The organism is Halosimplex aquaticum (assembly GCF_028747785.1).
GTDB classification, from domain to species: Archaea; Halobacteriota; Halobacteria; order Halobacteriales; family Haloarculaceae; genus Halosimplex; species Halosimplex aquaticum.
In genome coordinates, this window is sequence record NZ_CP118158.1 from 2806389 (window position 1) to 2829143 (window position 22755).

Genomic DNA, 22755 nt, shown 5'->3' on the forward strand with positions numbered 1-22755 from the left:
TCTGTCGCCGGGGCCCGGATATCGCTACCGGTGGTGTGAGTGGTGTTAGCGCACCACCGCGGCGCGGTCGTCCGTCGCTGCGGTCGTTCGGGGACGCCAACGCCGACCGACCGTTCACGGGTCGCCCTCCGTGAGGTAATCGTCGATCATCGCCTCCAGTCCGTCGCGGACGGGTTCGACGCTCGCGTCGTCGGCGAAGATGGCGCGGCGGTTCTGGCCCGAGCGGATGGCGGCCACGAAGGTGACCGCGAACGGCTCGGGCTCGACGTCGCGGAACTGCCCGGACTCGATGCCCTCCGCGACGGCGTCGGCGACGAACTCCTCCAGGAACTCGGAGTCGTACTCGACGGCCTCGCGCAGGCGGTCGTCGTAGGGCGCCTGGGCCTCGATCTCGAGAAGCATCCGCGAGAACTCGACGACGTCGTCGCCCTCGGGCTCTCTGAGCATGAACCGGGCGAGTTCCAGCAACCGCTCCCGGGGGTCGTCGCTGTCGGCCCGCTCGCGGACCTCCTCGGTGAGGTGGTCCAGCCCGTTCGTGAACATCGAAAAGACCAGGTCCTCCTTGGTGTCGTAGTAGTGGTGGACCAGCGACTGGCTCACGCCCGCCGCGTCCGCGACCGCGTGCGTCGTGAAGTCGTCGAAGCCGCGCTCGACCAGCACGTCGAAGGCGGCCCACCGGATCTCGTCCGCCGTGGACGGCTCCCCGTCGCCCTCCGCGGCGTCGCCCGAACTATCACTCATGCTGTTGATTGAGCACTTAATCAAACAAATAACTGATGGATGCGGCGCGAGGTTCCGGAACTCGTCGGTCGGTACGTTCCCGCGGATCTCCCGACCGTCGCGCGGTTACGATTCCGTCTCGCCACCGGCGGATTCGTCGGCACCGTCCGCGACGAGCAGGTCGTCGATCAGGTACGACTCGATGCCGGCGACGGCCTCCTCGGTGGGCGCGTCGTCGCCGAGGATCACGTCGTGGGACTGGGCGCCCTCGATGGCGGAGCGGAAGAGGGCGGCGTAGCGCTCGGGGTCGACCTCGCGGAACTGCCCGGCGTCGATCCCCTCGCGGACGACGTCGGCGATCACGCCGCGGATGAGCCGGTCGTTCTCGACCAGCTGGTCCTGCAGGTCGGCGTCGAAGGGCGACTGCGCGCGCATCCCGAGCAGGGCGGTGTGGAAATCGCGGGTCTCCTCGTCGCCGCCCAGTCCGCACACGACGATCTCGGTCATCCGGCGGAGTCGGTCCCGCGGGTCGGCGTCCGCGCCGGCCTCGACCTCGTCGATGAACCCTTCGAGGAGGTGGGCCATGAACGCGACCATGAGGTCGGCCTTCGAGTCGAAGTGGTAGTGGATGAGCGACTTGCTCTTGTCGAACTCGTCGGCGATGGCCTGGATCGTCAGGTCGGCGTAGCCGTGGGTCGCGAGCGCCCGAAAGGTCGCATCCATGATCGCCTCGCGCGTGGAGTCCTCCCCGGTCATACCTGTTCGAACGTTCAGTCAGGACTTAAGCGGACGGATCGCCGGGCGGGTTGCCGCCGGGACCCTCGCTCCCAGCGGCGTTTCTCGCGCGCTGATACTGGGGGACAACAGTCAAGGAGGGGCTCCAGAGATGTACATGGACGTCGAAGATGGAGGGGCCGAACGAATCCGACGACGACGGGTCGGTCGACGCAAGCCCGGTGACGGGACGCGCGGAGGAGTCGGACGCCGCGAGCGTGCGGACCGAGCCCGCGGGCCCGCTCGGCCGACTCGGCCGGCGACTGGTCCCGGGGCCGATCCGCCGCAACTACGCGCTGAAGTTCGCGGTCGCCATGCTGGTCGTCATTCTGCTCATCACGGTCGTCGGCGTGGGGAGTCACGTCCAGATCCGGGGGATCATCGAGGACGACGCCGAGAACACGCTCCAGTCGACCGCGACGCTCCAGGCCGACTCCGTCAGCGAGTGGATGGCGAGCATGCGGGCACAGGTCAGCGGGTTCGCCGGCTCTGACGTGTACGCGTCGTCGGACAGCGCCCGGATCGGCGAGGCGCTCTCGGACTCGCTCTCGCGGGCGAGCACCGACGTGGTCGGCCTCCACTACGTCGGTCCGAACGGGACGATCGTCGCGAGCACGTCGCCCGACCTCGAAGGGCAGTCGGTCGGCGCGCAGCGACCGCGGTGGCGCGGCCCGATCGAAGCGGCGACGGCGGCGCCCGAAGGCGAGTGGCGCGTCGGGACCTCCGACCGGGCCTACGAGAACAACGGCCGGCTGCTGATGGCGTTCGCCGGTCGCGTCCGCGTCGGCGACGGCGTGCTCGTGGCGGTCGGGGACGTGCGCCAGGACTTCGAACAGCTCCACCGGACGCGCAGCATCGTGCGGACGCGACTGCTGAACCCCCGGGGACGGGACGTGTTCGCTTCGAGGCAGACCCGCCCGAGTCCGCTGGCCGACACCGACGCCTTCGAGGCGGCGCTCGCCGGCGAGACGACGACCCTGGAGCGCGAGACGGACGTGCTCGCGTTCGCGCCGGTCAGGGGCGCCGACTGGGTCGCGGTCACCGAGGCGCCGAAATCGCAGCTCTACCAGGCCAGCGTGACGGTCGGCCGGAACGTCGTCGTCCTCGTGGTGGCGTCGATCACGACGCTCGCCGTCGTCGGGTTCGTGCTCGGTCGCGGGACGGTCCTCCCGCTGACCCGGCTGCGCCGCCGGGCCGAAGCCATGGAGGAGGGGGACCTGGACGTGGACCTGCGAACGAGCCGGGAGGACGAGATCGGACGGCTGTTCGTCGCGTTCGACAGCATGCGCCGGGCGCTCCGCCGGCAGATCCGCGAGGCCGAAGCCGCCCGCGAGGAAGCCGAACAGTCCCGGCGGGAACTCCAGCGGCAGAACGAACGGCTCGACCAGTTCGCCAGCACGGTCAGCCACGACCTGCGCAACCCGCTGAACGTCGCCAGCGGCCACCTCCGGCTGATCGAGCGGAAGGCCGACGACCTGGGTGAGGAGGTCGCCGAGTCGCTGGAATCGCACGTCGAGAAGACGGCCGACGCCCACGACCGGATGGAAGCGATCATCGGGGACGTGCTGGCGCTGGCCCGGGAGGGCCGGGACATCGAGGAGACCCAGCCGGTCGATCTCGGGACTATCGCCCGCGACGCCTGGGAGACGGTCGACAGCGGCGAAGCGGCCTTCGCCGTGGCCGGGACCCGGACGATCGAGGCCGACCCCGACCGCCTGCGCCAGGCCTTCGAGAACCTCCTGCGCAACGCCGTCGACCACGGCCTGCCCGACCGCGAGGACGGGGCGGTCGCCCACGGCGGCGAGGGGCCGCTATCGGTGGAGGTCGGGCTGACCGAGACGGGCTTCTACGTGGCCGACGACGGCTCGGGGATTCCGTCCGACGCCGTCGAGGACGTCTTCGAGTACGGGCACACGACCGACCCGGACGGCACCGGGTTCGGGCTGGCTATCGTCGAGACCATCGTGACCGCTCACGGCTGGTCGATCGCCGTCGACGAGGAGTACGACGCCGGCGCGAAGTTCGTCGTCTCCGGCGTCTTCGAGGACTGACGGGTCGATGGCCGCTCGTTATCGGATGTGGTAATTACGACACTCTCAGAAAGGCGATCTGGGACCGATTTATCCCTGAAAAGAAGCCAGAAAAACACGCATTGATAACGACGGCGCTAGGGTTTTACGGAGCAACTGGTAACTACGGGATATGCGACGACGACAGCTTCTGGCGGGGCTGGGGGTGGGGTCCGCCGCTGGGGTCGCGGGCTGCGGGGCGTTCGCGGGGTTCGGCGGGGACGCGGAGGTCGAAGGGCCGCCGCGGCTACACGTCGGGGGGCGGTGGCTGCGGGACCCGTCCGGCCACCGGGTGGTGCTCCGGGGTGTCAACGTGCCGGATCCGGTGTGGGGAACCGAGCGGGCCGACGCGCGCGGGAAGAGCTACTGGCAGACGCTGCGGTTCGCGACCAACCGGAACGCCGACTGGTACACCCGCGTGCTCCGGATTCCGGTCGAACCCCAGTCGATCGAGGACGCCGGCGTCGAGGCGGTCGCGCGCGACTACCTCGACCGCGCAGTGTCGATCGCGGCGGAGCGGGGCGTCTACGCGCTGATCGACTACCACGCCGTCGAGCGCTACGACACCGAGGGGATCGACGAGCGGATCAGGGCGTTCTGGAGCGAAGTCGCGCCGCGGTACGCCGACGATTCGCACGTCCTCTACGAGCTGTTCAGCGAGCCGACCGAGCCCGCGAGCGACGGGATCGAGAGCTGGCGAACGTGGAAGGACGCGGCCGAGCCGTGGCTGGCCCTGATCCGCGAGGAGTCGCCGGAGACGCCCGTGGTCGTGGGCTCGCCGCGGTGGTCGTCGATGACTCGCCACGCGGCCGCCGAGCCCGTCGACGACGACAACGTGCTCTACTCGGCACACGTCTACCCCTCGTGGGAGCCCGAGACGTGGGAGCCGACGTTCGGCGATCCGGCGCTCGACGTCCCCGTGTTCGTCACCGAGTGGGGGTACGTCGACGACGAGAGCATCCCGGACTCGCACGTGGTCGGCACGACGGAGTCGTGGGGCCGCCCGTTCCGCCGGTGGCTGGAGGCCCACGAGAACGTCAGCTGGTGCGCGCGGGCGTTCGACTCGCAGTGGGTCCCCAGCATGTTCGACGAGGAGTGGAACCTGCTGGGCGGGAACGCGCACATGGGCGTGCTCACCAAGCAGTGGCTGGCCGACGAGCGAGACAGCTACTGGCCGCCGAACGGCGCCGGCGCGCCGACGGCGACGCCGCTCGCGCAGGGACGGCCGCCGGACCCGCCTGCGGACCTGCGCGTCGAAGCCGTCGGCGAGACGACGACGCGGATCGCCTGGGATGGCGCGCTCGACCCGGACGGCGACGACGTCCTCCAGTACCGCGTCGGCGTCGGCGACGGCGAGCGGACGATCCTCCGGGGGTCCGTCCGATCGTTCGAGCTGACCGGGCTGGAGCCCGGGGAATCGTACACCGCGACCGTCACTGCGGTCGACGAGTTCGGGCTGGAGTCCGACGCGGCCAGCGTCGAGTTCACGACGACCGAGGCCGCCGAGTCGAAGGCGACGATCCCGCGGACCCCGACGCGGCCGACGGTCGACGGCACGCTGGACGACGTCTGGCAGCGAGCGGAACCGAAGGGGATCGATGTCCTCGCCTGGGGCGACCAGGCGTCGGATATCTCTGCCGAGTGGCGGGCGCTGTGGGACGAGGAGGCCCTGTACGTGTTCGTCTCCGTGGCCGACGGGACCCTTCAGAAAGCCGACGCCGTCGAGGTGTTCCTCGACCTCGACAACAGCCGCGGCGACTCCTACGACGGGGAGGACGACCTGCAACTGGTGATGATCCCCGGGATCAAACAGGCGTGGCAGGGCCCCAACTCCGCGACCTCCGACCCGGTGTTCGTCAGGACGGACGACACGGACGAGGGGTGGCGCGTCGAGCTCTCGGTTCCCTGGGAATCCTACGACGTGACGCCGCTGACGGGCCTGCGCTTCGGGATGGACGTCCACGTCGCCGACGACCTGGACGACGACGACGACCGCGACGCGAAGCACGTCTGGCACGACGAGTCCGACCGGGTGTGGGAAGTCCCCGCGAAACTCGCCACGGTCGAACTCGGCGAGTGAACGGCGGCGACGGCGCCCGGTCTCGGCTTCCACTGCCGCGGCGCGGTCGGGCGATCACTTTCGCTCCGGTCCCGATACCCTTTAGCCGTCGACCGGCAACTACTCGGCAGATGGCGAACTCGAACGCGAAAGGCGACCGCCGCGAGCGCGAGCTCGTCAACGAACTCGACGCGGCCGGCTTCGCGGTGATGCGCGCCCCCGCCAGCGGGAGCGCCACCGAACGCGAACTCCCCGACGTGCTGGCCGGCGACGGCGAGGATTTCTACGCCATCGAGGCCAAGTCCTCGTCGGGCGACCCGATCTACCTCGACGGCGCCGAGGTCGAGGCGCTGCTCTTCTTCTCCCGGAACTTCGGCGCCAAACCCCGCATCGGCGTCCGCTACGACCGCGAGGACTGGTACTTCTTCCACCCCGGCGACGAGGCCGTCCACGTCACCGACGGCGGCAACTACCGGATCAAGAAGGAGACGGCGCTCGCCCACGGCACCGACTTCGACGAACTCGTCGGCCACTCCGAGAAGGTCACCCTCGAAGAAGTCGCCGACGACGGACCCGACCAGGGCACGCTGGACGTGCTCTCGGCGTTCGAACGCGGCGACCTGACGAAGGAGGAAGCCGCGGAGATGCTCTGACGCCGCTCAGTGCGAGAGGGCGGCTCGCCCGCGTTCGACGAGGTACACGAGCCCGCCCACCCAGCCGACGAACTGGAGCGCGTTGGCCAGTCCGAAGCCGACGCTGCCGCCGAGGAAGAACACCCCGACGAGCGCAACGACCACTGTCTCCGCCTCGACGACCGGGAACTCCGACCAGTCCATACAGACGTGTATACCGTACTACATATAGGGCCGGCGATGGCTACGAATCGGCGTCCGACTCGACCGCCTCGCGGACGGTCGTCACCTCGATCCCGCGCTCGTGAGCGGCGTCGACGACGGCGGCGACGCGCTCGGGCGGGACGGTATCCCAGGCGGTGTGGCCCGCGAGGATGCCCAGCCCGCCTCGCTCGGCCACGCCGTCGAGGTAGGTCTCGATCTCGGCCAGCCGCATCGCGTCGGTCTCCAGGTAGTACCGCTGCAGGTCCAGCGGCGAGGCGCCCGGCGGGTTCGGCAGCGAGCGCACCGCTGCGTCGGCCAGCGCCTCGAAGTGCTCGGCGACGACGCCCCAGACCCGCGCGTCGGCCGCGTCGTAGGGGAGCGCGAACGTCGTCGGCTCGAAGCCCAGCTCCTGGAGGTCACGCTTCGACCCCTCGATTTCGTCTCGAATCTGCTCGCGCGTCGGCCGGAAGACGGCCTCCTCCGCGTCGAAACTCGACCCGAGCGGGGCCTCGAACCGGACGAACGGGTCGCCGGCGTCGCCCGCAGCTACCCCCTTTTCGGCGAGCGTCACCGTCTCCGTCCGCTCGCCGTCGGTCACCTCGAAGGTGTCCTCGGGGTAGAGCCCGTGGTCCGCCTCGGGGAAGGCGTGGTCGCTGTCGAGGAGGAGGCGCTCGTCGCCGGCGCTGGCGTCCGCGGCGAGGCCGTGGGCCTGCAGATACCGGTGTTTCCGCCCGTGGGCCACGACCTCCCAACCGTCGTCCGCGAGTTCGCGGAGCTGTTCGACGGAGAGGTGCCCCTCTTCGCCGAGCCAGTCGGCGACGACGGCCAGCGAGGCCGGCGCGTCGCGGTCGTCGAGTACCGGGTAGATGTCCTCGTAGTCCGTCGCGTAGCCGTCGTCGAACGTCAGCGCGAGCCTGCCGTCGCTCATGTGCGTCGATTCCGCGGCCCGCTGATAAGTGTTCGGCAGGCGCCACCGGCCGTATCGCCGGTCGCTCCCGTCCGAAAATGTTTATGACGAAACGCTAACCCGTCGAATACGAGACGGCATGGCCACTGTCGAACGAATCCTCTTCGCGCTCGGCGCACTGGAATCGGCCGCGATCGCCGCGCTGGTGCTGTGGCTGTATCTCCAGTATCCGGAGATGGGCGTCATGGGTCTGATAGCTCCGGTCGTCGTGCTGATCTTCGGCGCGCTGTGCGCGAGGCAGGCGCGCGAGGCGTCCGCGTGAACCGGCGGTGACGGCGACCGAGTCGAATCGTCGTCTTCGTTCATCCCTGGATATGAGGAGGGGCGGTCGGGGCGACGGCCGCGGCGGTCGAGACGTCGACGCCGTAACTCAGCGCGGTCACGACGAGTAACGCGGCGACGACCAGCCCGAGTAGCCAGTAGACGGGGTAGCCGCACTCGACGGCGAGGTACAGGCCCAGTCCGACCAGCCCGGGCGCGAATCCCATGAGGAAGAGGGCGACGACGCCGACGCCCCACGTGAAGTGATACTGGCCGGTCGCGTGGTCGTCGCGGAGGCCGCGGAGGAGAAAGTACGCCAGCGCGACGACGGCCGAAACGACGGCGAGAGCGACGACCCAGGTCGGGAGACCGAGGACTCCGGACATGGTCGAACGCGCGTTCGCCAACTGCTAAAACACTGACGGCTGGCGTCGCTGGTCGGAGCCGTCGTCACTTCGGGCGACCGTCGGGTCCGCGGAGGTCACTCCTGTGTTGCGGCCGGGACCTGCTCGCGCAGGTCCCGGTCGACGATCTCGGCGTCGTCGACCCGTTCCAGCCGCGAGAGCGGGAACGAGTAGCGCCGCGGCGACGCCGAGCGCGTGAGGTCGCTCAGGTAGACGACCTCGGCGACGAGGTCGTCGGCGGGGTAGTCCGCGTTGGTGGGGTAGTCGGCGACGGTCTCGCCGACGCCCTCGATGAGGACCTCGTCGGCGCGCTCGGGCGTGACGCGGACGACGACGAGGCGGTCGTCGGCCTCGCGGTCGCGGACGACGTCGCCGTTCTCCAGGCGGCAGGCCGCACAGAGGTGGGGCTCGTCGTCGTCTTCGGGGACGAACGTCTCGATGCCGCAGGCGTCGCAGGACGCGGCGCGCTTCCCGGGTGCGGGCACGCGCCGCGTCGTGATCTCGATGCCCACGCGGCGGATGTGCTTGCAGCGATTGTGACGGATCTGGTTGTCGGGGCAGGTGCAACTCCGCTCGGTGAGGTCGACGACGTAGGTCGCGCCGCTCTGGCTGTCGACGGCGTAGCGGCCGTCGCCCAGCGGGCGGACGGCCATGCGCTCGGTCCAGGCGCGCGCGGCCCGCTCGTCGAGCCGCCGAACGTCCGGTGCGAGTGCGGTCTTCTGGGCAGGGGTAGGGGCGTTTGTTTCGGACATAGGGGTTTGGACGCTGGTGTTTTCGGCTTCTGCGTCCACACGAAACGTAGGTTCCGAACGAACCTAAGTCCGTCGGGGTCGTGCGTCGGACGGAGGTCTCTGCCGGTCGCAGTCGAGGCCGTGAATAACTGTCTGTGACACGCGTCGCGGTCGACCGACGGCAGTCGGACTCGCCGGTGGGGGAAGGCGGGGGCTTCGAAGCGCTTTTGCCGGGGCCGAGGAAACGCTTGGTCATGGAAATCGACCGGAAGTTCGCCGCCGAACTCGCCGTGTCGGCGGTTTCGGTCGTCGTGTTCGTCGGTGCGGCGTACGTCGTCAGTTCGAACTACACCACGCCGGGCAACGTGACGAACAACGGGTCGGCCTCGCCGATCCTCCAGCCCGAGGGGGGCCTCGCGATGGTCGGCGTCATCGGCCTGTTCGTCGTCGTGATGGCCATCGCCGGCCTGATCATGTACCGCGCCGACTTCGACGAGGAGTGACTGCTCGCTCTCGCGACGCGTCCGTTCTCCCGACTCTCGACTCGTTCGCGCTCGCTGCGCTCGGTGCGTTCGCGTTTCTCCGCACGTCGCCTCCCGCTCAGGCTTCCTCGGCGTCGGCCTCGTCTGCCTCGTCCGACGCGTCGTCGCCCTGCTCGTCGCGCCAGTCGGTCAGTTCGTCCTCGTCTTCCTGGTCGAGGCGGTGTTCGTAGTAGTTCAGCGGGTGGGACTCGTCGATGACGTCCTCGCAGATGTCGTCCTTGTTGACGCAGTCGCCGTAGGACTGCATCGTCGCACACGAGGGCGGTGAGTAGTCGGTCGGGCTCGTCGCCCCGCGGATGTGGTCGACCTGATAGCGCGTCGCTTCCTCCCCGAAACCGGGGTTGACCTGGAAGATGTCGACGATCTCGTCGGTCGTCATCCCGATGCTCGTCAGGAACGACGCGATGGCGAACCGCGAGTGGTGTTCGAGGTGCTCGCCCTTCTGGACGCGGTCGAGCAGCGACTTCATGCAGGGCGGGAACAGCTCCGGGACGACGGTGTCGATCTCGCGCGTGAGGTCGAGTTCCGAGAGCCGCTCCCGGACGTCCTCGACTTCCTCGGTGACTTCGGACTCGATGGCCTCGGGGACCGACAGCGGCAGCCCGTCGTCGATGCGGTGGCGGACGGCCTGGCGGAGGAGGACGAGCAGTTCCTCGCCGTCGACGACCACCTCGCCGTCCGCGAGCGCGCGGTTGACCAGCCGCCACTCGTCGCCGCGCTGGTCGGAGGCCAGATCGAGGTAAGTCCCGACGCCGACCAGGAACTCGCGGGACTGGCCGTCAGCGACGGCCGCCGACCCGTCGCCGACGGTCCCGCCGGCGGCCCGAACCGCGTCCGCGAGGTCGAACTCCGCGAGCAGGTCCGGGAGCGTGAGCCGGTCGGTGTTGGCGTATTTCAGCTCGGAGGTGTCGGCGAAGTCGGCGGTGAACCGCTCGTAGGCGGTCGCCGCCTCCGCCTGGGCGTACCGGCGCGTCAGGATGTGCTCGTCGACGAGCGAGACGAGGACGCGCGCGACCGGGTAGGAGAGCAACTCGATCCGGTCGACGTCGTGTGCCTCGCCGACGGTCCCGTCTTCCAGCGCCCAGACCACGCGCTCGACGCCGCGCGCGACGACCTCCGGTTCCTCGGCGACGACCGCCGCGAGGTCGACGCCGGCCTCCCCGACCGCCTGACGGGAGACCTGCCGGAACGGGTAGCGCGCGTGGATGGGCTGGATACTCATCGACCCGTCCGTTATTTCCACCGCCGAATAAACCCGACGGTCACCGGGGACGCGAGACGCCGATCCGTCGTCGGCGACAGGAAGTAGCGATCGCAGCGTGAGATTGCAGCGTGAAATCCGGGTAGCTGACTCGGCCCGTCAGTCCTCGTGGAGCGCGCGCAGTTCCTCGGCGACGGCCTCGCTGTGCTCGTCGTCGCCCTGGACGGCGCGCTTGTAGCGGCGGTACTGGCTGCGGGAGACGCGGATCTCCTCGGTCTCGCCCTGGCGGGTGACCTCCAGCCTGACGGTTCCCTGTGGGTTGTTGCGGAGCTTGAACGAGGCGACGGCCGAGAGGACGAACCACAGCGCGACCGAGCCACCGACGAAGTACACCATCGCGGTGGGGAAGGCGAGCGACTCGCTGGCCTCGACCCACTGGCTCGGGTAGGCGTGGTGGAACAGGGCGACGCCGCCGACGTTCAGCGCGGCGCCGACGAGGACGCCGAGGCGCTCGCGGCGGCTCGCGGGCAGGACCGCGACGACGCCGAGGAACATCGCGGGGATCCCCAGGCCCGCGAGGACGCCGGCGACGCGGCGCGTCTCGGTGGTCGTGGTCGCGTCGAAGACGGCTGCCAGCCCGGTGGTCAACACCAGGATGGCGGCGACGACCGCGAGCGCGCCGACGACGAACAGGCTCCCGCCGGCGGACACGCGCCGCGGGTCCCTGCCGGTCCACTCCCCGCGGTCGTAGGCCTCCGAGAGACTGGGCATGGATCTCCGTTGACACGCGACCTACAAAACTACCCGTCAGACGCGCGCAAGACGAGAGCGCGCGACGGCACAGCGTCGTAGCGCGCGCCGTCGACCGGCTCGAACCCCGCGGTAGGGGGACGGTAACAACGCTTAAGTGCGAGTATCGTGGTTATAATTCCCATGGAATCGGGTTCCGAGTCGACGGAGGCCACGAGCGACGAGGAGGGGACCAGCCAGGGGGACGACAAGCCGGACGCGATTCTCGAAACGGACGCGGTCGAACTGGCGGAACTGCGCTGTGGCGTCTCGCTGGGCGAGCCGTCCGAGGAGTAACCCCGGCGGCCGTTCGGAGTGTAGTCCGGGGCGGACTCCGAGCGGACCCGGGGCGCGGTCGGGGTCGCGCTGGCCCGGTTCGCCGAACTGGTTCGTGATCGCATGGCAACCGCCGTCACGTGTTAGTAAAGGGTTTAGGGGCCAAGCGACGATTCAGGGGTATGAGTCGACAGGAACCCGAACCTCGAGACGACGAGGAGCGCGACGGAGTCCCCGGCGGGAAACCGGACGACCTGCCGAGCAGCGAAGTCACGGAAGGGACGGACAGGGCGCCCCACCGGGCGATGTTCCGGGCGATGGGGTACGACGACGAGGACCTGACCTCGCCGATGGTCGGCGTCGCCAACCCCGCCGCCGACATCACCCCCTGTAACGTCCACCTCGACGACCTCGCCGAGCAGGCCTACGGGGCCATCGACGAGGGCGAGGGCATGCCCATCGAGTTCGGTACCATCACCATCTCCGACGCCATCTCCATGGGCCACGAGGGGATGAAGGCCTCGCTCATCTCCCGTGAGATGATCGCCGACTCCGTCGAGCTCGTCACCTTCGGCGAGCGCATGGACGGCCTCGTCACCATCGGCGGTTGCGACAAGAACATGCCCGGCATGATGATGGCGGCCATCCGGACGGACCTGCCCTCCGTGTTCCTCTACGGCGGGTCCATCATGCCCGGCGAGCACGAGGGCCGGGAGATCACCATCCAGAACATGTTCGAGGGCGTCGGCTCCGTCGCCGCGGGCGACATGACGGAGGACGAACTCGAGGAGATGGAGTACAAGGCCTGTCCCGGCGCGGGATCCTGCGGCGGGATGTTCACCGCCAACACGATGGCCTCCATCTCCGAGACCATCGGCTTCGCGCCGCTCGGGTCGGCCTCGCCGCCCGCCGAGAGCGACGCGCGCTACGAGGTGGCCCGCGAGACGGGCGAACTCGCCGTCGAGGTCGTCCAGGAGCGCCGCAAGCCCTCGGATTTCCTCTCGAAGAAGTCCTTCGAGAACGCCATCGCGCTGCAGGTCGCCATCGGCGGCTCCACGAACGCCGTCATGCACCTGCTGGCGATGGCCGCCGAGGCCGACGTCGACCTGGAGATCGAGGAGTTCAACGACATCAGCGAACGCACGCCGAAGATCGCGGACCTGCAGCCCGGCGGCGAGCGGGTCATGAACGACCTCCACGAGGTCGGCGGCGTCCCCGTCGTCCTCCGCGAACTGCTGGAGGCGGGCAAGCTCCACGGCGACGCCGAACTGGTCACCGGCGAGACGATGGCCGAGGCCATCGAGCGCGTCGACCCGCCGGCCATCGAGGACCTGGACGTCGACTTCCTGAACACGGTCGACGACCCGATCCACGAGCGCGGCGCCATCCGCATCCTCACCGGCAACCTCGCGCCCGACGGCGCGGTCATCAAGATCACCGGCGAGGACCACCTCTACCACGAGGGCCCCGTCCGGGTCTTCGACGAGGAGGCCGAGGCGATGAAGTACGTCCAGGAGAACGAAGTCGAGTCGGGCGACGTCCTCTGTATCCGCAACGAGGGCCCGCGGGGCGGCCCCGGCATGCGGGAGATGTTCGGCGTCACCTCCGCCGTCGCCGGCCACGGCCACGCCGAGGACGTCGCGCTGTTCACCGACGGCCGCTTCTCGGGCGCGACCCGCGGCTTCTCCATCGGCCACGTCGCCCCCGAGGCGTTCGTCGGCGGCCCCATCGCGGCGCTGGAGGACGGCGACACCGTCACCATCGACATCGACGAACTCGAACTCTCGGTGGACCTCTCCGACGAGGAACTCGAGGAGCGCCTCGAAGACCACGACCCCGAACCCAACTACGAGGACGGCGTCCTCGCGAAGTACACCCGTGACTTCGGGTCCGCATCCAACGGAGCGGTCACCAACCCCGGCGCGAAGTGGGACTGAGCGGGAATCGCCTTCGGTAGCAGTTTTCGCGAACCCCGTCGCGATTCGCGCTTTTTTGCCGCATCTGCCTGGCCGAGTGGATCGCTGTGCGACCCCGAGGCGAACCGGATGAGCGCGACGAACCCGGTGTGCAGTGAAACTGGGCGCGCCTGTTTCCCGGTACGCAGATCGAGGGCGGAACCGATCGAGTCTATCGAATGTGAGAAACGCGGCGATCCAGCGCTGAACGCGACTGTCTGGGGCGGATTTGCGGCCGTAGATCGGGAGAACGCCCGTCGTTCGGTCCGCGGATGTTAATTTCACTAACGATATTACTGTCACAAGGCATATCTGGGACGACAACTTACGTGCAACTATTGCTGGTGAACTGGCCGTCGAAACGGCGGGCTCACCGAGCCACCGAGACATGAGAGATCGAAAACAGGGGGACGATACAGGCGACACCGGAAAGAAGAGCGACGCGGCGGGGGAGACGGTACGGTTCGAACACTACGACTGGGACGGGGACGACACGCCGAGCATCGCGGTCCCGGAGGCGGTCGCCGCCGTCACGAACCGGGGCGTGACCGCGATTCCGCCGTTACAGGACGTGATCGATGCCGACGCACTCAACGCGATGGTCCGATCGGGCGACCCGTCGGCCGTCCGCGTGTCGTTCGCGTACGCGGGGACCGAAGTGACGATCACCGGCACCGGCCGGGTCGAGATCACGACCGACCGGTCGTAGGATACTCCCGGCAGGCCTCGAGCAGCTGTCGAGCGTGTCGTACGTGGAAGTCCTTCTCGTCCCTGTCTTCCGCCCCCAGCGCTCGTTGCAGGTGAACGTCGATCCGGTCTATGGAGTCCGGATCGAGCGTGCCGAGCGCGTCCTCGGAGGTGCCGGACTGGCTGTGTGTCTTGCCGGTCATCGTCCGTGTTACTCGCTAACTCTCCCACCGCTACTTTATAGGTTACGGTATTGACACCTGTCAGACGCTCCGGGGGCGAACGGGAGGGCCCGCAAACGGCGGCGTGGCGGACGCGGGCGGTCGAGCGGCCGGGTCCGTCAGAGGTGTTCGGCGACGGCGGGGGCGGCGCTGACGGCGCTGACCTGTCGCTCGATGGTGTCGGTGCCGAAGACGGCGGTGGTGCCGGCGCGTTCGAGTTTCGTCCGGGCGTTCGCGGCCAGCATGGGGTGGACGCAGGTGACGTACACGCGGGCGGCGCCGCGGTCGGTCAGCACGTCGATCGACTCGGCCATCGTCGACCCGGTGGCGACGATGTCGTCGACGAGCACGACGTCGCGGTCGGCGACGGGGGCGTCGCTCGGTTGGATCTCGATCTCGCCGGTGTCGTAGTCCCGGTCCTTCTCGAAGTAGTCGGTCGCGCCGCGGCCGTAGGCGTCGCGGGTCGTCGCCGCGAGGTCGACGGCGCCCTCGTCGGGCGAGAGGAACAGCGGGTCCGTCAGGTCTGTGGGGAGCGGGTCGGCGAGGCGGCCGGCCGCGTCGACGGGTTCGGCGGGGACGGTGAAGAAGTCGCAGACGGCGGTCTCGTGGGGGTTGACGGTGAGGACGCGGTCGGTCCCCGTCGAGACGGCGCGGGCGACGGCGCGTGCCGAGACAGGCTCGCCCGCGGAGAACGCCCGGTCCTGCCGGGTGTAGCCCATGTAGGGCAGGACGGTCGTCACCTCGTGGGCGCCGGCCTCGCGGGCGGCGTCCTGGAGCTGGAGCAGTTCGAGGTGGGCGTCGCTGGAGACGGTCGAACCGACGACGACGGCGTCGTCGGCCGCGAACTCGGGGACTGCCGCCTGGATCTCCCCGTCGGGGAAGCGGTCGTACTCGACGGCGGCCAGCCCCCGACCCGTCGCTTCGGCCAGTGCGGCCGCGAACGCCTGTGACGTAGACCCGCTGACGATCATGTGCGGGTGGTCGCTTTCGCCGGTAAACACCGTTTCGGTTGCAGCGGCCGGTCGCGCGGCCGTCGGATCCCACCGCGGGACGGCGGTTCACCCATCCGACGGCCGGCAGTGTCACCGCTGCGAACCGCGCGACATCCTCAAGAGGCTGTGCTCGCAAAGACCGCCAACGATGCCCTCCGCGTCTCCCGATTCCGACGACCCGTCGTGCTCGCGTCGCGCCGTCCTCGCGGGCGTCGCGGGGCTTCCCGCGGGGATCGCGGGCCGCCGATCCGGACGGTTGCGCTCGACGGACCGACCGCCCGCGACCAGACCGGTGACCGTCGCGACCTGGAACGTCGCGCTCGGCGTCGACCTGTTCAAACTGTTCGACGCCCGCTCGGCCGACGACGTGCGCGAGATCGCGGGCGAGTTGCTCGCCGGTGCCCGGAAACACCCCTACGAAGCCCGCGCCGCCGCCATCGCGGACGCGCTGGTCGCCGCGGACGCCGACGCGGTGGCGCTCCAGGAAGCGGCGCGCATCCGGGCGGGCTCCACCGAGACCGACGGGGACGGCGAGACTGTGGCCGACCTGCTCGACTCGGTGCGGTCGGCGCTGGAGGCCCGCGACCGGCCGTACGAGGTCGCGGCCTCGACCGTCACGACCGACGTCGAACTGCCCGTCGAGAGCGAGTCTGGCCGGGAGACCGTCCGACTGACCGACCGGGACGTGCTGCTCGTCAGGCCGGGAGTCGACGCGCGGAACGCGCGCGGGGAGACATACGACGAGCGCATGGAGTTCCCCGTCCCCGGGACCGACCGGACCGTCGCGCTCCGGCGGGGGTACTGCCGGGCCGATGTCGGGCCCGAGGGCGCGGCGTTCACGGCCGTCTCGACGCATCTGGAGTCCGTGTCGGCGTCGACCAGGCGCCGGCAGGCGATGGAACTGCTCGACGCGCTCCCGGCCGACGGACCCGTCGTGGTCGGGGGCGACTTCAACAGCGGCCCGGGGACGATCACCAGCGCGTACGACGCGCTGACGGACTCACTCACGGATGCTCACGCACAGCTCCGGCCCGACGACGACGGGTACACCTGCTGTCGAGCGTCCATCGTCGGCGAGGGCGGCTCCCGCCTCACGAAGCGTATCGACGGGCTCCTCGCCCGCGGCGAGGCGCGACCGACGGCGGTCGAGCGCCTGGGCGAGGAGTCGGCCGACCGCGGCGAGACGACGGTCGACGGGGAGACGGTCGCCGTGTGGCCGTCCGATCACGCCGGCGTCGTCGGGACGTTCGAAGTGCCGGCGTCCGCGCCGACGCAGACGGAGACGCGCCGGTCGACGCGGACGCGAGGGGCCGAGACGACGACCGGGACCGGGACCGGGACGCCGGTCCCGACCGGGCCGGGCGACGAACCGTCGGCCGCGTCCGGGTCTTCTGCGGCGACCGACGATCCGTCGGGGACGACCAACGGGTCGGGAGCGGGGTTCGGTGCCCTCGCGGGCGCAGCGGCGTTCGTCTTCGCCGCGCTGGCGCGGGGGCGAAAGTAGGCGCAAGGAGCCGTCACTACGGCGAGGAGACCGTCACTCAGGCGACGGCCAGGGCCGATACCTCCGGGAGTCCGATCGAGCGCGACCGCCAGCCCCCGGTGCCGTCGGCGGTCAGTTCGGGGTCGGCCTCGACGAGGACGGTCCCGGACTCGGTCGCGGCGTAGACGCACTCCCCGTAGGCGACGTCGACGACCGACCCCTCGGCCGGTAGGTCGACCGCTTCCCAGCCGTCGGCGCCGCGGGCGTACAGCGCCTCGGCCGTCGCCGCGTGCGACTTGCCGTCGCCGGCGGCGACGACGGTGTAGGACCCCTCGGACTCCCGGAGCCAGCCGTTGCCGAGCCTGTAGAGTCCGTCGCCGGTCGCCGCGAGCGGCACCCCGTCCGCGCTCGCGACGTCGCGGGCGTCGTCGAGGCCGACGCTGGCGAGTCCGTCGCCGTCGATCCGGAAGACGCCGTCGGCGGCGGCGACCAGTCCCGCAGACAGGGCGCGTACCTCCTCGACCGCACCCAGCTCGGTCCATTCGCCGTCGTCGTAGCGCGAGACGCGGCCGGTCTCGTCGGCGGCGACGACCGTCCCCGCTGCGTCCGCGGTGACCGCGACGGCCGGACCGAACGCCAGCGACTCGAACGGGTCCGGGCCGACGAGCACGTCCTCGTCGGTGGCGACGAGGGCCGCGCCGTCGGTCGTCGCGACGTCGCGAGCGCGACAGCGGTGTGCGAGGCCGAACCGGCCGACCTGGTCGCCGGAGATACGCACGGTGGCCACCCCCTGTCCCGTCGCGAGATACGCGACCGTCTCCTCGCGGTGCTCGCCGTACTTCCGCTTCTCCTCGAGCGTGCTCATACCTCCGCTGGGTGGCCCCGGCGTGAAAACCTGCCGCCGTACCGGTTCGGAGACCGCGAGCTACCCGTTCGATCGCGGGCCGATCGACGGCGATTCACTCGACGGCGGCCCACTCGCCGATCGGACTCAGGCCGACCCACGGGTGCGACCGCCAGGCCGTCTCCCCGGCGTGCACCGTCTCGGCAGCCGGGTCGCAGGCGACCAATCCGACGTCCGCGAGCAGCGGCAGGTGGATGTGCGCCAGCGAGAGCCCGACGACGCGCGAGACGGGTTCGGACGCCTCGGCGCCGTCGCGCTCGTGGACCGCCACCGCGTCGGCCAGCGCGTCGACCGTCGCCGACTCCCCGATGAACAGTTCGTAGAGGACGGCCTGCCGGCGCGCGCTCGCGAGCGCGTCGAGGAGGGAGTCGTACTCCCTGTCGGGATGGTCGGTGACGAGGCGGCCGACCCACGCCTCGTCGAACGGGGGCTCGTTCGCGGCGGCGACCAGCCCGGACTCCGGGTCGAACGTGACCGCGCCCGTCTGCCCGAGTACGGGGAGGTGGGCGTGATAGAGCGACCGCCGCATCCCGTCGACGTCCGCGTGGCCGTTGGCAGACGACCGGGATAGCCGACTCGCCACCGCCGACGCCAGCGCGTCGACCGACGTCGCGCTCTCGCGGTCGCGCAACGCTGCGAGCGCGGCCCGCCGGACCGAGGCGGACAGCGCGTCCAGCGCCGTCGGCGGCACCGTCGGGATGTCCATGCTCCACCGGTAGCGCGCCCGAGACTAATAAACGGTCGCGACCCGTTTCACCGGCTGATAGCGCCGGGACCGACGGGAGACGGGCGATCCGCCGAGACTACGAGTCGGCGACCGCCGCGGACACGCGACGGCGCGGCCCCGTCACAGCGCCGCCTTGTACGCTTCGAGCGTCTCCTCGACGTCGTCTTCCGTGTGGGCGTAGGTGACGAACTGCGCCTCGAACTGGTTCTGCGAGAGGAACACGCCCTGCTCTTTCATCTCCTGCCAGAAGACGCGCCTCCAGCGGTCGGTCTGGCCGGCGGCGACGTCCGCGGCGTTTTTCGGACAGATGTCGTAGCGCGGGCACTCGGGCCGCTGGGAGCAACCGCCCTCGCAGTGGTCCTCGAAGGTATCGGGCGCCTCGCGGGTGAACAGCACCTTGAAGATCCCCTCGGTGCCGGCGACGGTGTACTCCGGCGCCTGGTCCCGGACGATCTCCTGCAGGCCGGTCCGCAACTGTTCGCCCAGGCCGTTGATGTGGTCGTAGACGTCGTGTTCGGCGGCGTAGCGCAGCGATTCGAGGCCGGCGGCCATCGTGACCGGGTGGCCCGAGAAGGTGCCGGCCTGGAACACGTCGCCGGAGGGGGTGAACTGCTCGATGAGGTCCGACCGGCCGCCGATGGCGCCGACGGGGAACCCGCCGCCGATGAGCTTCCCGAACGTCGTGATGTCCGGTTCGATGCCGAACTTGCCCTGGGCGCACTGGAGGCCGCCGACGCGGAAGCCGGTGATGACCTCGTCGAAGACCAGCAGGGCGCCGTTGTCCTCCGTCAGGTCCCGTAACGTCTCGTGGTAGCCGTCGACGGGCGCGACGACGCCCATGTTCGCGAGGATCGGTTCGACGAGGACGGCCGCGATGTCGTCGCCGTGGTCCTCGAAGACCCGCTGGGCGGCCTCCTCGTCGTTGAACGGCACCGCGAGCGTGTGCTCGGCGAACGAATCCGGGATGCCGGGGCTGGACGGTTCGACGTCGTCGTACTCGCCCTGGACGAGGGTGGTCTCCTGGGCGCCGTGGTAGCCGCCCTGCATGACGACGATCTTGTCGCGGCCGGTCGCCGCGCGGGCCAGCCGGCAGGCCGAGACGGTCGCCTCCGTCCCCGAATTGACGAAGCGGATCATCTCGACGCTGGGGACGTGGCGGGCGACGAACTCGGCGTGTTCGACCTCGATCTCCGTCGGCGCGCCGAACATCGGCCCCTCGCTGACCCGCGACTGGATCGCCGACTCGACGGGCTGGGGCAGGTCGTGGCCGTACAGCAGCGGGCCGAGGCCCATCACCCAGTCGATGTAGCGGTTGCCGTCGGCGTCGATGACGTGGCCGCCGTCGCCGCGCTCGACGAAGAAGGGATACGGCTCGATGGCGGCCCGCACGGCCGAGTTGACGCCGCCGGGCATGACCGACAGTGCGCGATCGTAGAGGTCCCGTGACCGGTCGTGGTTCATGTCCGCGCCTTCTCGCTCGTCGCCCAAAGGCGTACCGAGGTGAGACGCGTCTGCCGCTTTCGCGCCGCCCTGGGACCCGAACGCCTTCGGTCGACCGCCGCGACCCGCTCGCATCGACCGCTTCAACGGGAGCGATCAGACCCGCCGAAGCAGTGTCGGCTGTTCCGCGAACGCGGCGTCGAACTCCGCACCGTTCGCGTGGATGGTTACCGCCGTCTACCCATCGGGAAGGTTCACTGTCAGGTCTGTTCCGTAGCGGCAACAACTCTGTCGGATAACTCCTTCTCGTATTCGACGCTTTCTGCGACAAAAATACCTGATTGAGAGTGTAACTTCTAATCTGATATGATCGCCGGCGAGGCCCGATCTACTGTCCACGGCCTAGTGGACACCGTCTGGCGGCATCTAAAGTCAGTCTCGCCTGGGCACGAGCTGTGAATAGAGCGGTATTCCGATGTTCTGGCGGCTTGTTCCGTCTACTTCGGGTCGCGCTTCCGAGATCGAGTGCGTCGCCGCGACCAGTCGGGCATCGTTCGACCACAACTTGCCCTTCGAATGGACGAGTCTATAGATCACGGCGAAAAGGCATACTCTGCCGTGATATCCGCGCTTCTCATTCTGCTATCTCCGTTCCACCGACGGCTGTCGACTCGGTCGGTTCTCGATGACCGTCTACCCCCGACCGCAGGCGAAGTTACTGCCGAGATCACAGTCGAGTACACATAACCTGTATTACCGTAATAGAGTATTATAAGATATATCATCAATCTCGTCGCTGAATCCCAGTGGTCTGGCGAAATATCTGTTCAGCGTCAGAACGAGAAAAGAACCTGCACTCGCTAGAGTAGGGAAGCGGGCGCCGCTCAGGTGCCCTTCATACCGCCGCTGGCCAGCCCTTCGACGACCCACTTCTGGGCGACGGCGAACAGCAGGATGACGGGGATCATCGTGATGACCGCGGCGGTGATGAGCAGGTTCCAGGCGACGGCGTTCTGGGACTGGAACAGCTGCAGGCCGAACGGCAGCGTCCGGGTCGCGGCCGTCTGGGACAGCACGGACACCAGTAGGAAGTCGTTCCACGAGAGGATGAACGTGTAGAAGCCGGCGACGGCGATGCCGGGCATCGCCAGCGGCACGAGGATGCGCCACAGCAGGCCGAACTCCGAGCAGCCGTCCATCTTGGCTGCCTCGTCCAGCGACTCGGGGATGTCGTCGAAGTAGCCCTTCAGGAGCCACGTGCCCAGCGGGATGCCGATGACCGAGTGGGCGACGATGATCCCGAGCAGCGAGTCGATGAGGCCCAGGTTGAACATCAGCAGGTAGAACGGGATCAGGATGAGCACGATGGGCAGCATCTGCGTCGACAGGAAGGCGTACAGCAGCCCGCCGCGGCCGGGGTACTCGAAGCGGCTCATCGAGTACCCGGCGAAGATGCCGACGACCAGCACCGTCAGCGTGGTGCTCGTGGAGACGATGACGGAGTTGACGAAGTACTGCTGGAACTGCCCCCGCGACAGCACCGTCGCGTAGTTGTCCAGCGAGAGGTCGCTGAGCGACGGGACGAGCGCAGAGGAGAACAGGAACTCCTGGGTCGTGAACGAGACGAGCACCATGTACACCACCGGCAGGAGCAGGAACGTGAAGTACAGGCCGAGCACGAGGTAGACGACCAGCGCGCGGCGAGGCGACATGTCCTCGTCCAGCCAGGCGTCCAGTCGCTGGACGGCGTTCAGTCCCCCGGTCCGGTCGCGGCTGTCGGTCTCGGTCGCCATTAGTCGGTCTCCTCCATGTGGACGTAGATGATCGTGAACACGAGCATGATGACGAGCATCACGACGCCGATGCTCGCGCCGTACCCGAGCGCGTACTGCTGGAACGCCTGCTTGTACACGTACGTCGCCAGGACCTCGGTGTTGCCCAGCGGCCCGCCGCCCGTCGACAGGAAGACGATGTCGAAGTTCTTGAACGTGAACGTCACGTGCAGGATGATCATGATCATCGACACGTACGAGATCTGCGGCAGGGTGATGTAGCGGAACCGCTCCAGGGGGCCGGCGCCGTCGAGGCGGGCGGCCTCGTACTGCTCGGCCGGGATAGACTTCATCGCCGCGAGCAGCGCGATGCCGTAGAACGGGACGTTCCGCCAGACGTGCATCAACACGATGAGCGGGAACGCGACGCCCGGCTCACCGAACCAGTAGGTCGTCCGCATCCCCAGGTTGCCGAGGATGATGTTCACCGGGCCGAAGCCGTTCTGGACCAGGAAGCGGAAGATGATGACCATCACGATGACGGGCATCACCCAGGTTACCATCGAGAGGCTCCGGAACACGCCCGCGCCGGGCACCTTCTCTTTGAGGGCCAGCGCCAGCCCGAGCCCCAGGAGATACTGGAGCGAGACGGCGACGCCGGTCAGCAAGACGGTGTGCCACAGCGCCTCGTGGAACGTCGCGTCCCGGAGGAGGCGGGCGAAGTTCTCCAGACCCACGAACTGCATCTGTCCGGGGTTGAGCAGCGACGCCTGGTAGAACGCGAGCTGAATCCCCCGGAGCGTCGGGTAGGCGATGATGACCGCCAGTATCAGCGTCGCCGGGATGACGAACGCGTACCCCAGCCACGTCTCCGAGAGGAACGACTTGAACTCGCTCCCGTAGCGGCGGAATCGTGATTTCGTGGGTGTAGCCATGATTAGTCCG

Annotated in this window: 24 protein-coding genes; 9 read left to right on the forward strand and 15 right to left on the reverse strand. The window is 69.1% G+C overall.

Annotated features, from left to right (window positions below; translation table 11 throughout):
* Positions 1–114 precede the first annotated feature (114 nt).
* Both PSC72_RS14155 and PSC72_RS14160 read right to left on the reverse strand, forming a co-directional pair.
* Positions 115–741, reverse strand: coding sequence for a TetR/AcrR family transcriptional regulator (locus tag PSC72_RS14155; RefSeq protein WP_274322066.1), 627 nt, complete (start codon positions 739–741; stop codon positions 115–117).
* Between the two features lie 105 nt (positions 742–846).
* Positions 847–1476 carry a TetR/AcrR family transcriptional regulator gene (locus PSC72_RS14160; protein ID WP_274322067.1) on the reverse strand — a complete coding sequence of 210 codons (630 nt, stop codon included), beginning with the start codon at positions 1474–1476 and terminating at the stop codon, positions 847–849.
* Between the two features lie 149 nt (positions 1477–1625).
* Between PSC72_RS14160 and PSC72_RS14165 the strand changes: the two genes are divergently transcribed.
* The 3 genes from PSC72_RS14165 to hjc all read left to right on the forward strand — a co-directional run bounded on the left by PSC72_RS14165 (position 1626) and on the right by hjc (position 6275).
* Positions 1626–3545, forward strand: a complete 1920-nt coding sequence (locus tag PSC72_RS14165) for a sensor histidine kinase (RefSeq protein ID WP_274322068.1) — start codon at positions 1626–1628, stop codon at positions 3543–3545.
* 151 nt (positions 3546–3696) lie between these two features.
* Positions 3697–5643 carry a cellulase family glycosylhydrolase gene (locus tag PSC72_RS14170; RefSeq protein WP_274322069.1) on the forward strand — a complete coding sequence of 649 codons (1947 nt, stop codon included), beginning with the start codon at positions 3697–3699 and terminating at the stop codon, positions 5641–5643.
* A 110-nt stretch (positions 5644–5753) separates the two neighbouring features.
* Positions 5754–6275, forward strand: a complete 522-nt coding sequence (gene hjc / locus PSC72_RS14175; RefSeq protein WP_274322070.1) for a Holliday junction resolvase Hjc — start codon at positions 5754–5756, stop codon at positions 6273–6275.
* Positions 6276–6281: 6 nt separating this feature from the next.
* On the opposite strand, the gene PSC72_RS14180 is transcribed toward hjc, so the two are convergent.
* Entirely contained in the window at positions 6282–6458 is a 177-nt protein-coding gene (locus PSC72_RS14180) for a hypothetical protein (protein WP_274322071.1), read from the reverse strand.
* Between the two features lie 40 nt (positions 6459–6498).
* The gene (locus tag PSC72_RS14185) at positions 6499–7386 is read right to left on the reverse strand and encodes a polysaccharide deacetylase family protein (protein ID WP_274322072.1); all 888 of its coding nucleotides are present in this window, start codon (positions 7384–7386) and stop codon (positions 6499–6501) included.
* A gap of 118 nt (positions 7387–7504) precedes the next feature.
* Between PSC72_RS14185 and PSC72_RS14190 the strand changes: the two genes are divergently transcribed.
* Complete coding sequence (locus PSC72_RS14190; protein WP_274322073.1) at positions 7505–7687, forward strand: hypothetical protein; 183 nt, start codon at positions 7505–7507, stop codon at positions 7685–7687.
* A gap of 40 nt (positions 7688–7727) precedes the next feature.
* Here PSC72_RS14190 and PSC72_RS14195 read toward each other — a convergent pair whose 3' ends face one another.
* Both PSC72_RS14195 and PSC72_RS14200 read right to left on the reverse strand, forming a co-directional pair.
* Positions 7728–8072 carry a hypothetical protein gene (locus tag PSC72_RS14195; protein ID WP_274322074.1) on the reverse strand — a complete coding sequence of 115 codons (345 nt, stop codon included), beginning with the start codon at positions 8070–8072 and terminating at the stop codon, positions 7728–7730.
* Between the two features lie 95 nt (positions 8073–8167).
* Positions 8168–8842, reverse strand: coding sequence for an SWIM zinc finger family protein (locus PSC72_RS14200; RefSeq protein ID WP_274322075.1), 675 nt, complete (start codon positions 8840–8842; stop codon positions 8168–8170).
* A gap of 233 nt (positions 8843–9075) precedes the next feature.
* Between PSC72_RS14200 and PSC72_RS14205 the strand changes: the two genes are divergently transcribed.
* Entirely contained in the window at positions 9076–9324 is a 249-nt protein-coding gene (locus PSC72_RS14205; protein ID WP_274322076.1) for a DUF7472 family protein, read from the forward strand.
* Between the two features lie 97 nt (positions 9325–9421).
* On the opposite strand, the gene priL is transcribed toward PSC72_RS14205, so the two are convergent.
* Together priL and PSC72_RS14215 are read right to left on the reverse strand one after the other, a co-directional pair.
* Positions 9422–10579 (reverse strand): DNA primase regulatory subunit PriL, encoded by a 1158-nt coding sequence (gene priL, locus PSC72_RS14210; RefSeq protein ID WP_274326182.1) that lies wholly within the window; start codon positions 10577–10579, stop codon positions 9422–9424.
* A 144-nt stretch (positions 10580–10723) separates the two neighbouring features.
* The gene (locus PSC72_RS14215) at positions 10724–11335 is read right to left on the reverse strand and encodes a DUF7139 domain-containing protein (RefSeq protein ID WP_274322077.1); all 612 of its coding nucleotides are present in this window, start codon (positions 11333–11335) and stop codon (positions 10724–10726) included.
* A gap of 162 nt (positions 11336–11497) precedes the next feature.
* Here PSC72_RS14215 and PSC72_RS14220 point away from each other — a divergent pair, with 162 nt between their 5' ends.
* The 3 genes from PSC72_RS14220 (at position 11498) to PSC72_RS14230 (ending at position 14293) form a co-directional block, all read left to right on the forward strand.
* Positions 11498–11650 (forward strand): hypothetical protein, encoded by a 153-nt coding sequence (locus PSC72_RS14220; RefSeq protein WP_274322078.1) that lies wholly within the window; start codon positions 11498–11500, stop codon positions 11648–11650.
* A 161-nt stretch (positions 11651–11811) separates the two neighbouring features.
* Positions 11812–13566 (forward strand): dihydroxy-acid dehydratase, encoded by a 1755-nt coding sequence (gene ilvD, locus PSC72_RS14225; protein ID WP_274322079.1) that lies wholly within the window; start codon positions 11812–11814, stop codon positions 13564–13566.
* A gap of 406 nt (positions 13567–13972) precedes the next feature.
* Positions 13973–14293, forward strand: coding sequence for a HalOD1 output domain-containing protein (locus tag PSC72_RS14230; protein ID WP_274322080.1), 321 nt, complete (start codon positions 13973–13975; stop codon positions 14291–14293).
* Here PSC72_RS14230 and PSC72_RS14235 read toward each other — a convergent pair.
* Positions 14274–14474 carry a hypothetical protein gene (locus PSC72_RS14235; protein WP_274322081.1) on the reverse strand — a complete coding sequence of 67 codons (201 nt, stop codon included), beginning with the start codon at positions 14472–14474 and terminating at the stop codon, positions 14274–14276. The genes PSC72_RS14230 and PSC72_RS14235 overlap by 20 nt on opposite strands.
* 137 nt (positions 14475–14611) lie before the next feature.
* Positions 14612–15463, reverse strand: a complete 852-nt coding sequence (gene prs, locus PSC72_RS14240) for a ribose-phosphate diphosphokinase (protein WP_274322082.1) — start codon at positions 15461–15463, stop codon at positions 14612–14614.
* Between the two features lie 169 nt (positions 15464–15632).
* On the opposite strand from prs, the gene PSC72_RS14245 reads away from it, so the two are divergent.
* Positions 15633–16988, forward strand: a complete 1356-nt coding sequence (locus PSC72_RS14245; protein ID WP_274322083.1) for an endonuclease/exonuclease/phosphatase family protein — start codon at positions 15633–15635, stop codon at positions 16986–16988.
* Positions 16989–17025: 37 nt separating this feature from the next.
* On the opposite strand, the gene PSC72_RS14250 is transcribed toward PSC72_RS14245, so the two are convergent.
* The 5 genes from PSC72_RS14250 to PSC72_RS14270 all read right to left on the reverse strand — a co-directional run bounded on the left by PSC72_RS14250 (position 17026) and on the right by PSC72_RS14270 (position 22745).
* Positions 17026–17832, reverse strand: coding sequence for an HVO_0234 family beta-propeller protein (locus PSC72_RS14250; protein WP_274322084.1), 807 nt, complete (start codon positions 17830–17832; stop codon positions 17026–17028).
* A gap of 94 nt (positions 17833–17926) precedes the next feature.
* Positions 17927–18577 carry a DUF7344 domain-containing protein gene (locus PSC72_RS14255; protein ID WP_274322085.1) on the reverse strand — a complete coding sequence of 217 codons (651 nt, stop codon included), beginning with the start codon at positions 18575–18577 and terminating at the stop codon, positions 17927–17929.
* A 141-nt stretch (positions 18578–18718) separates the two neighbouring features.
* Positions 18719–20059 carry a glutamate-1-semialdehyde 2,1-aminomutase gene (gene hemL / locus PSC72_RS14260; RefSeq protein ID WP_274322086.1) on the reverse strand — a complete coding sequence of 447 codons (1341 nt, stop codon included), beginning with the start codon at positions 20057–20059 and terminating at the stop codon, positions 18719–18721.
* Positions 20060–20922: 863 nt separating this feature from the next.
* Entirely contained in the window at positions 20923–21831 is a 909-nt protein-coding gene (locus PSC72_RS14265) for a carbohydrate ABC transporter permease (RefSeq protein ID WP_274322087.1), read from the reverse strand.
* The gene (locus tag PSC72_RS14270; RefSeq protein WP_274322088.1) at positions 21831–22745 is read right to left on the reverse strand and encodes a carbohydrate ABC transporter permease; all 915 of its coding nucleotides are present in this window, start codon (positions 22743–22745) and stop codon (positions 21831–21833) included. Before PSC72_RS14270 ends, PSC72_RS14265 begins: the two co-directional genes overlap by 1 nt.
* Between the last annotated feature and the right edge of the window lie 10 nt (positions 22746–22755).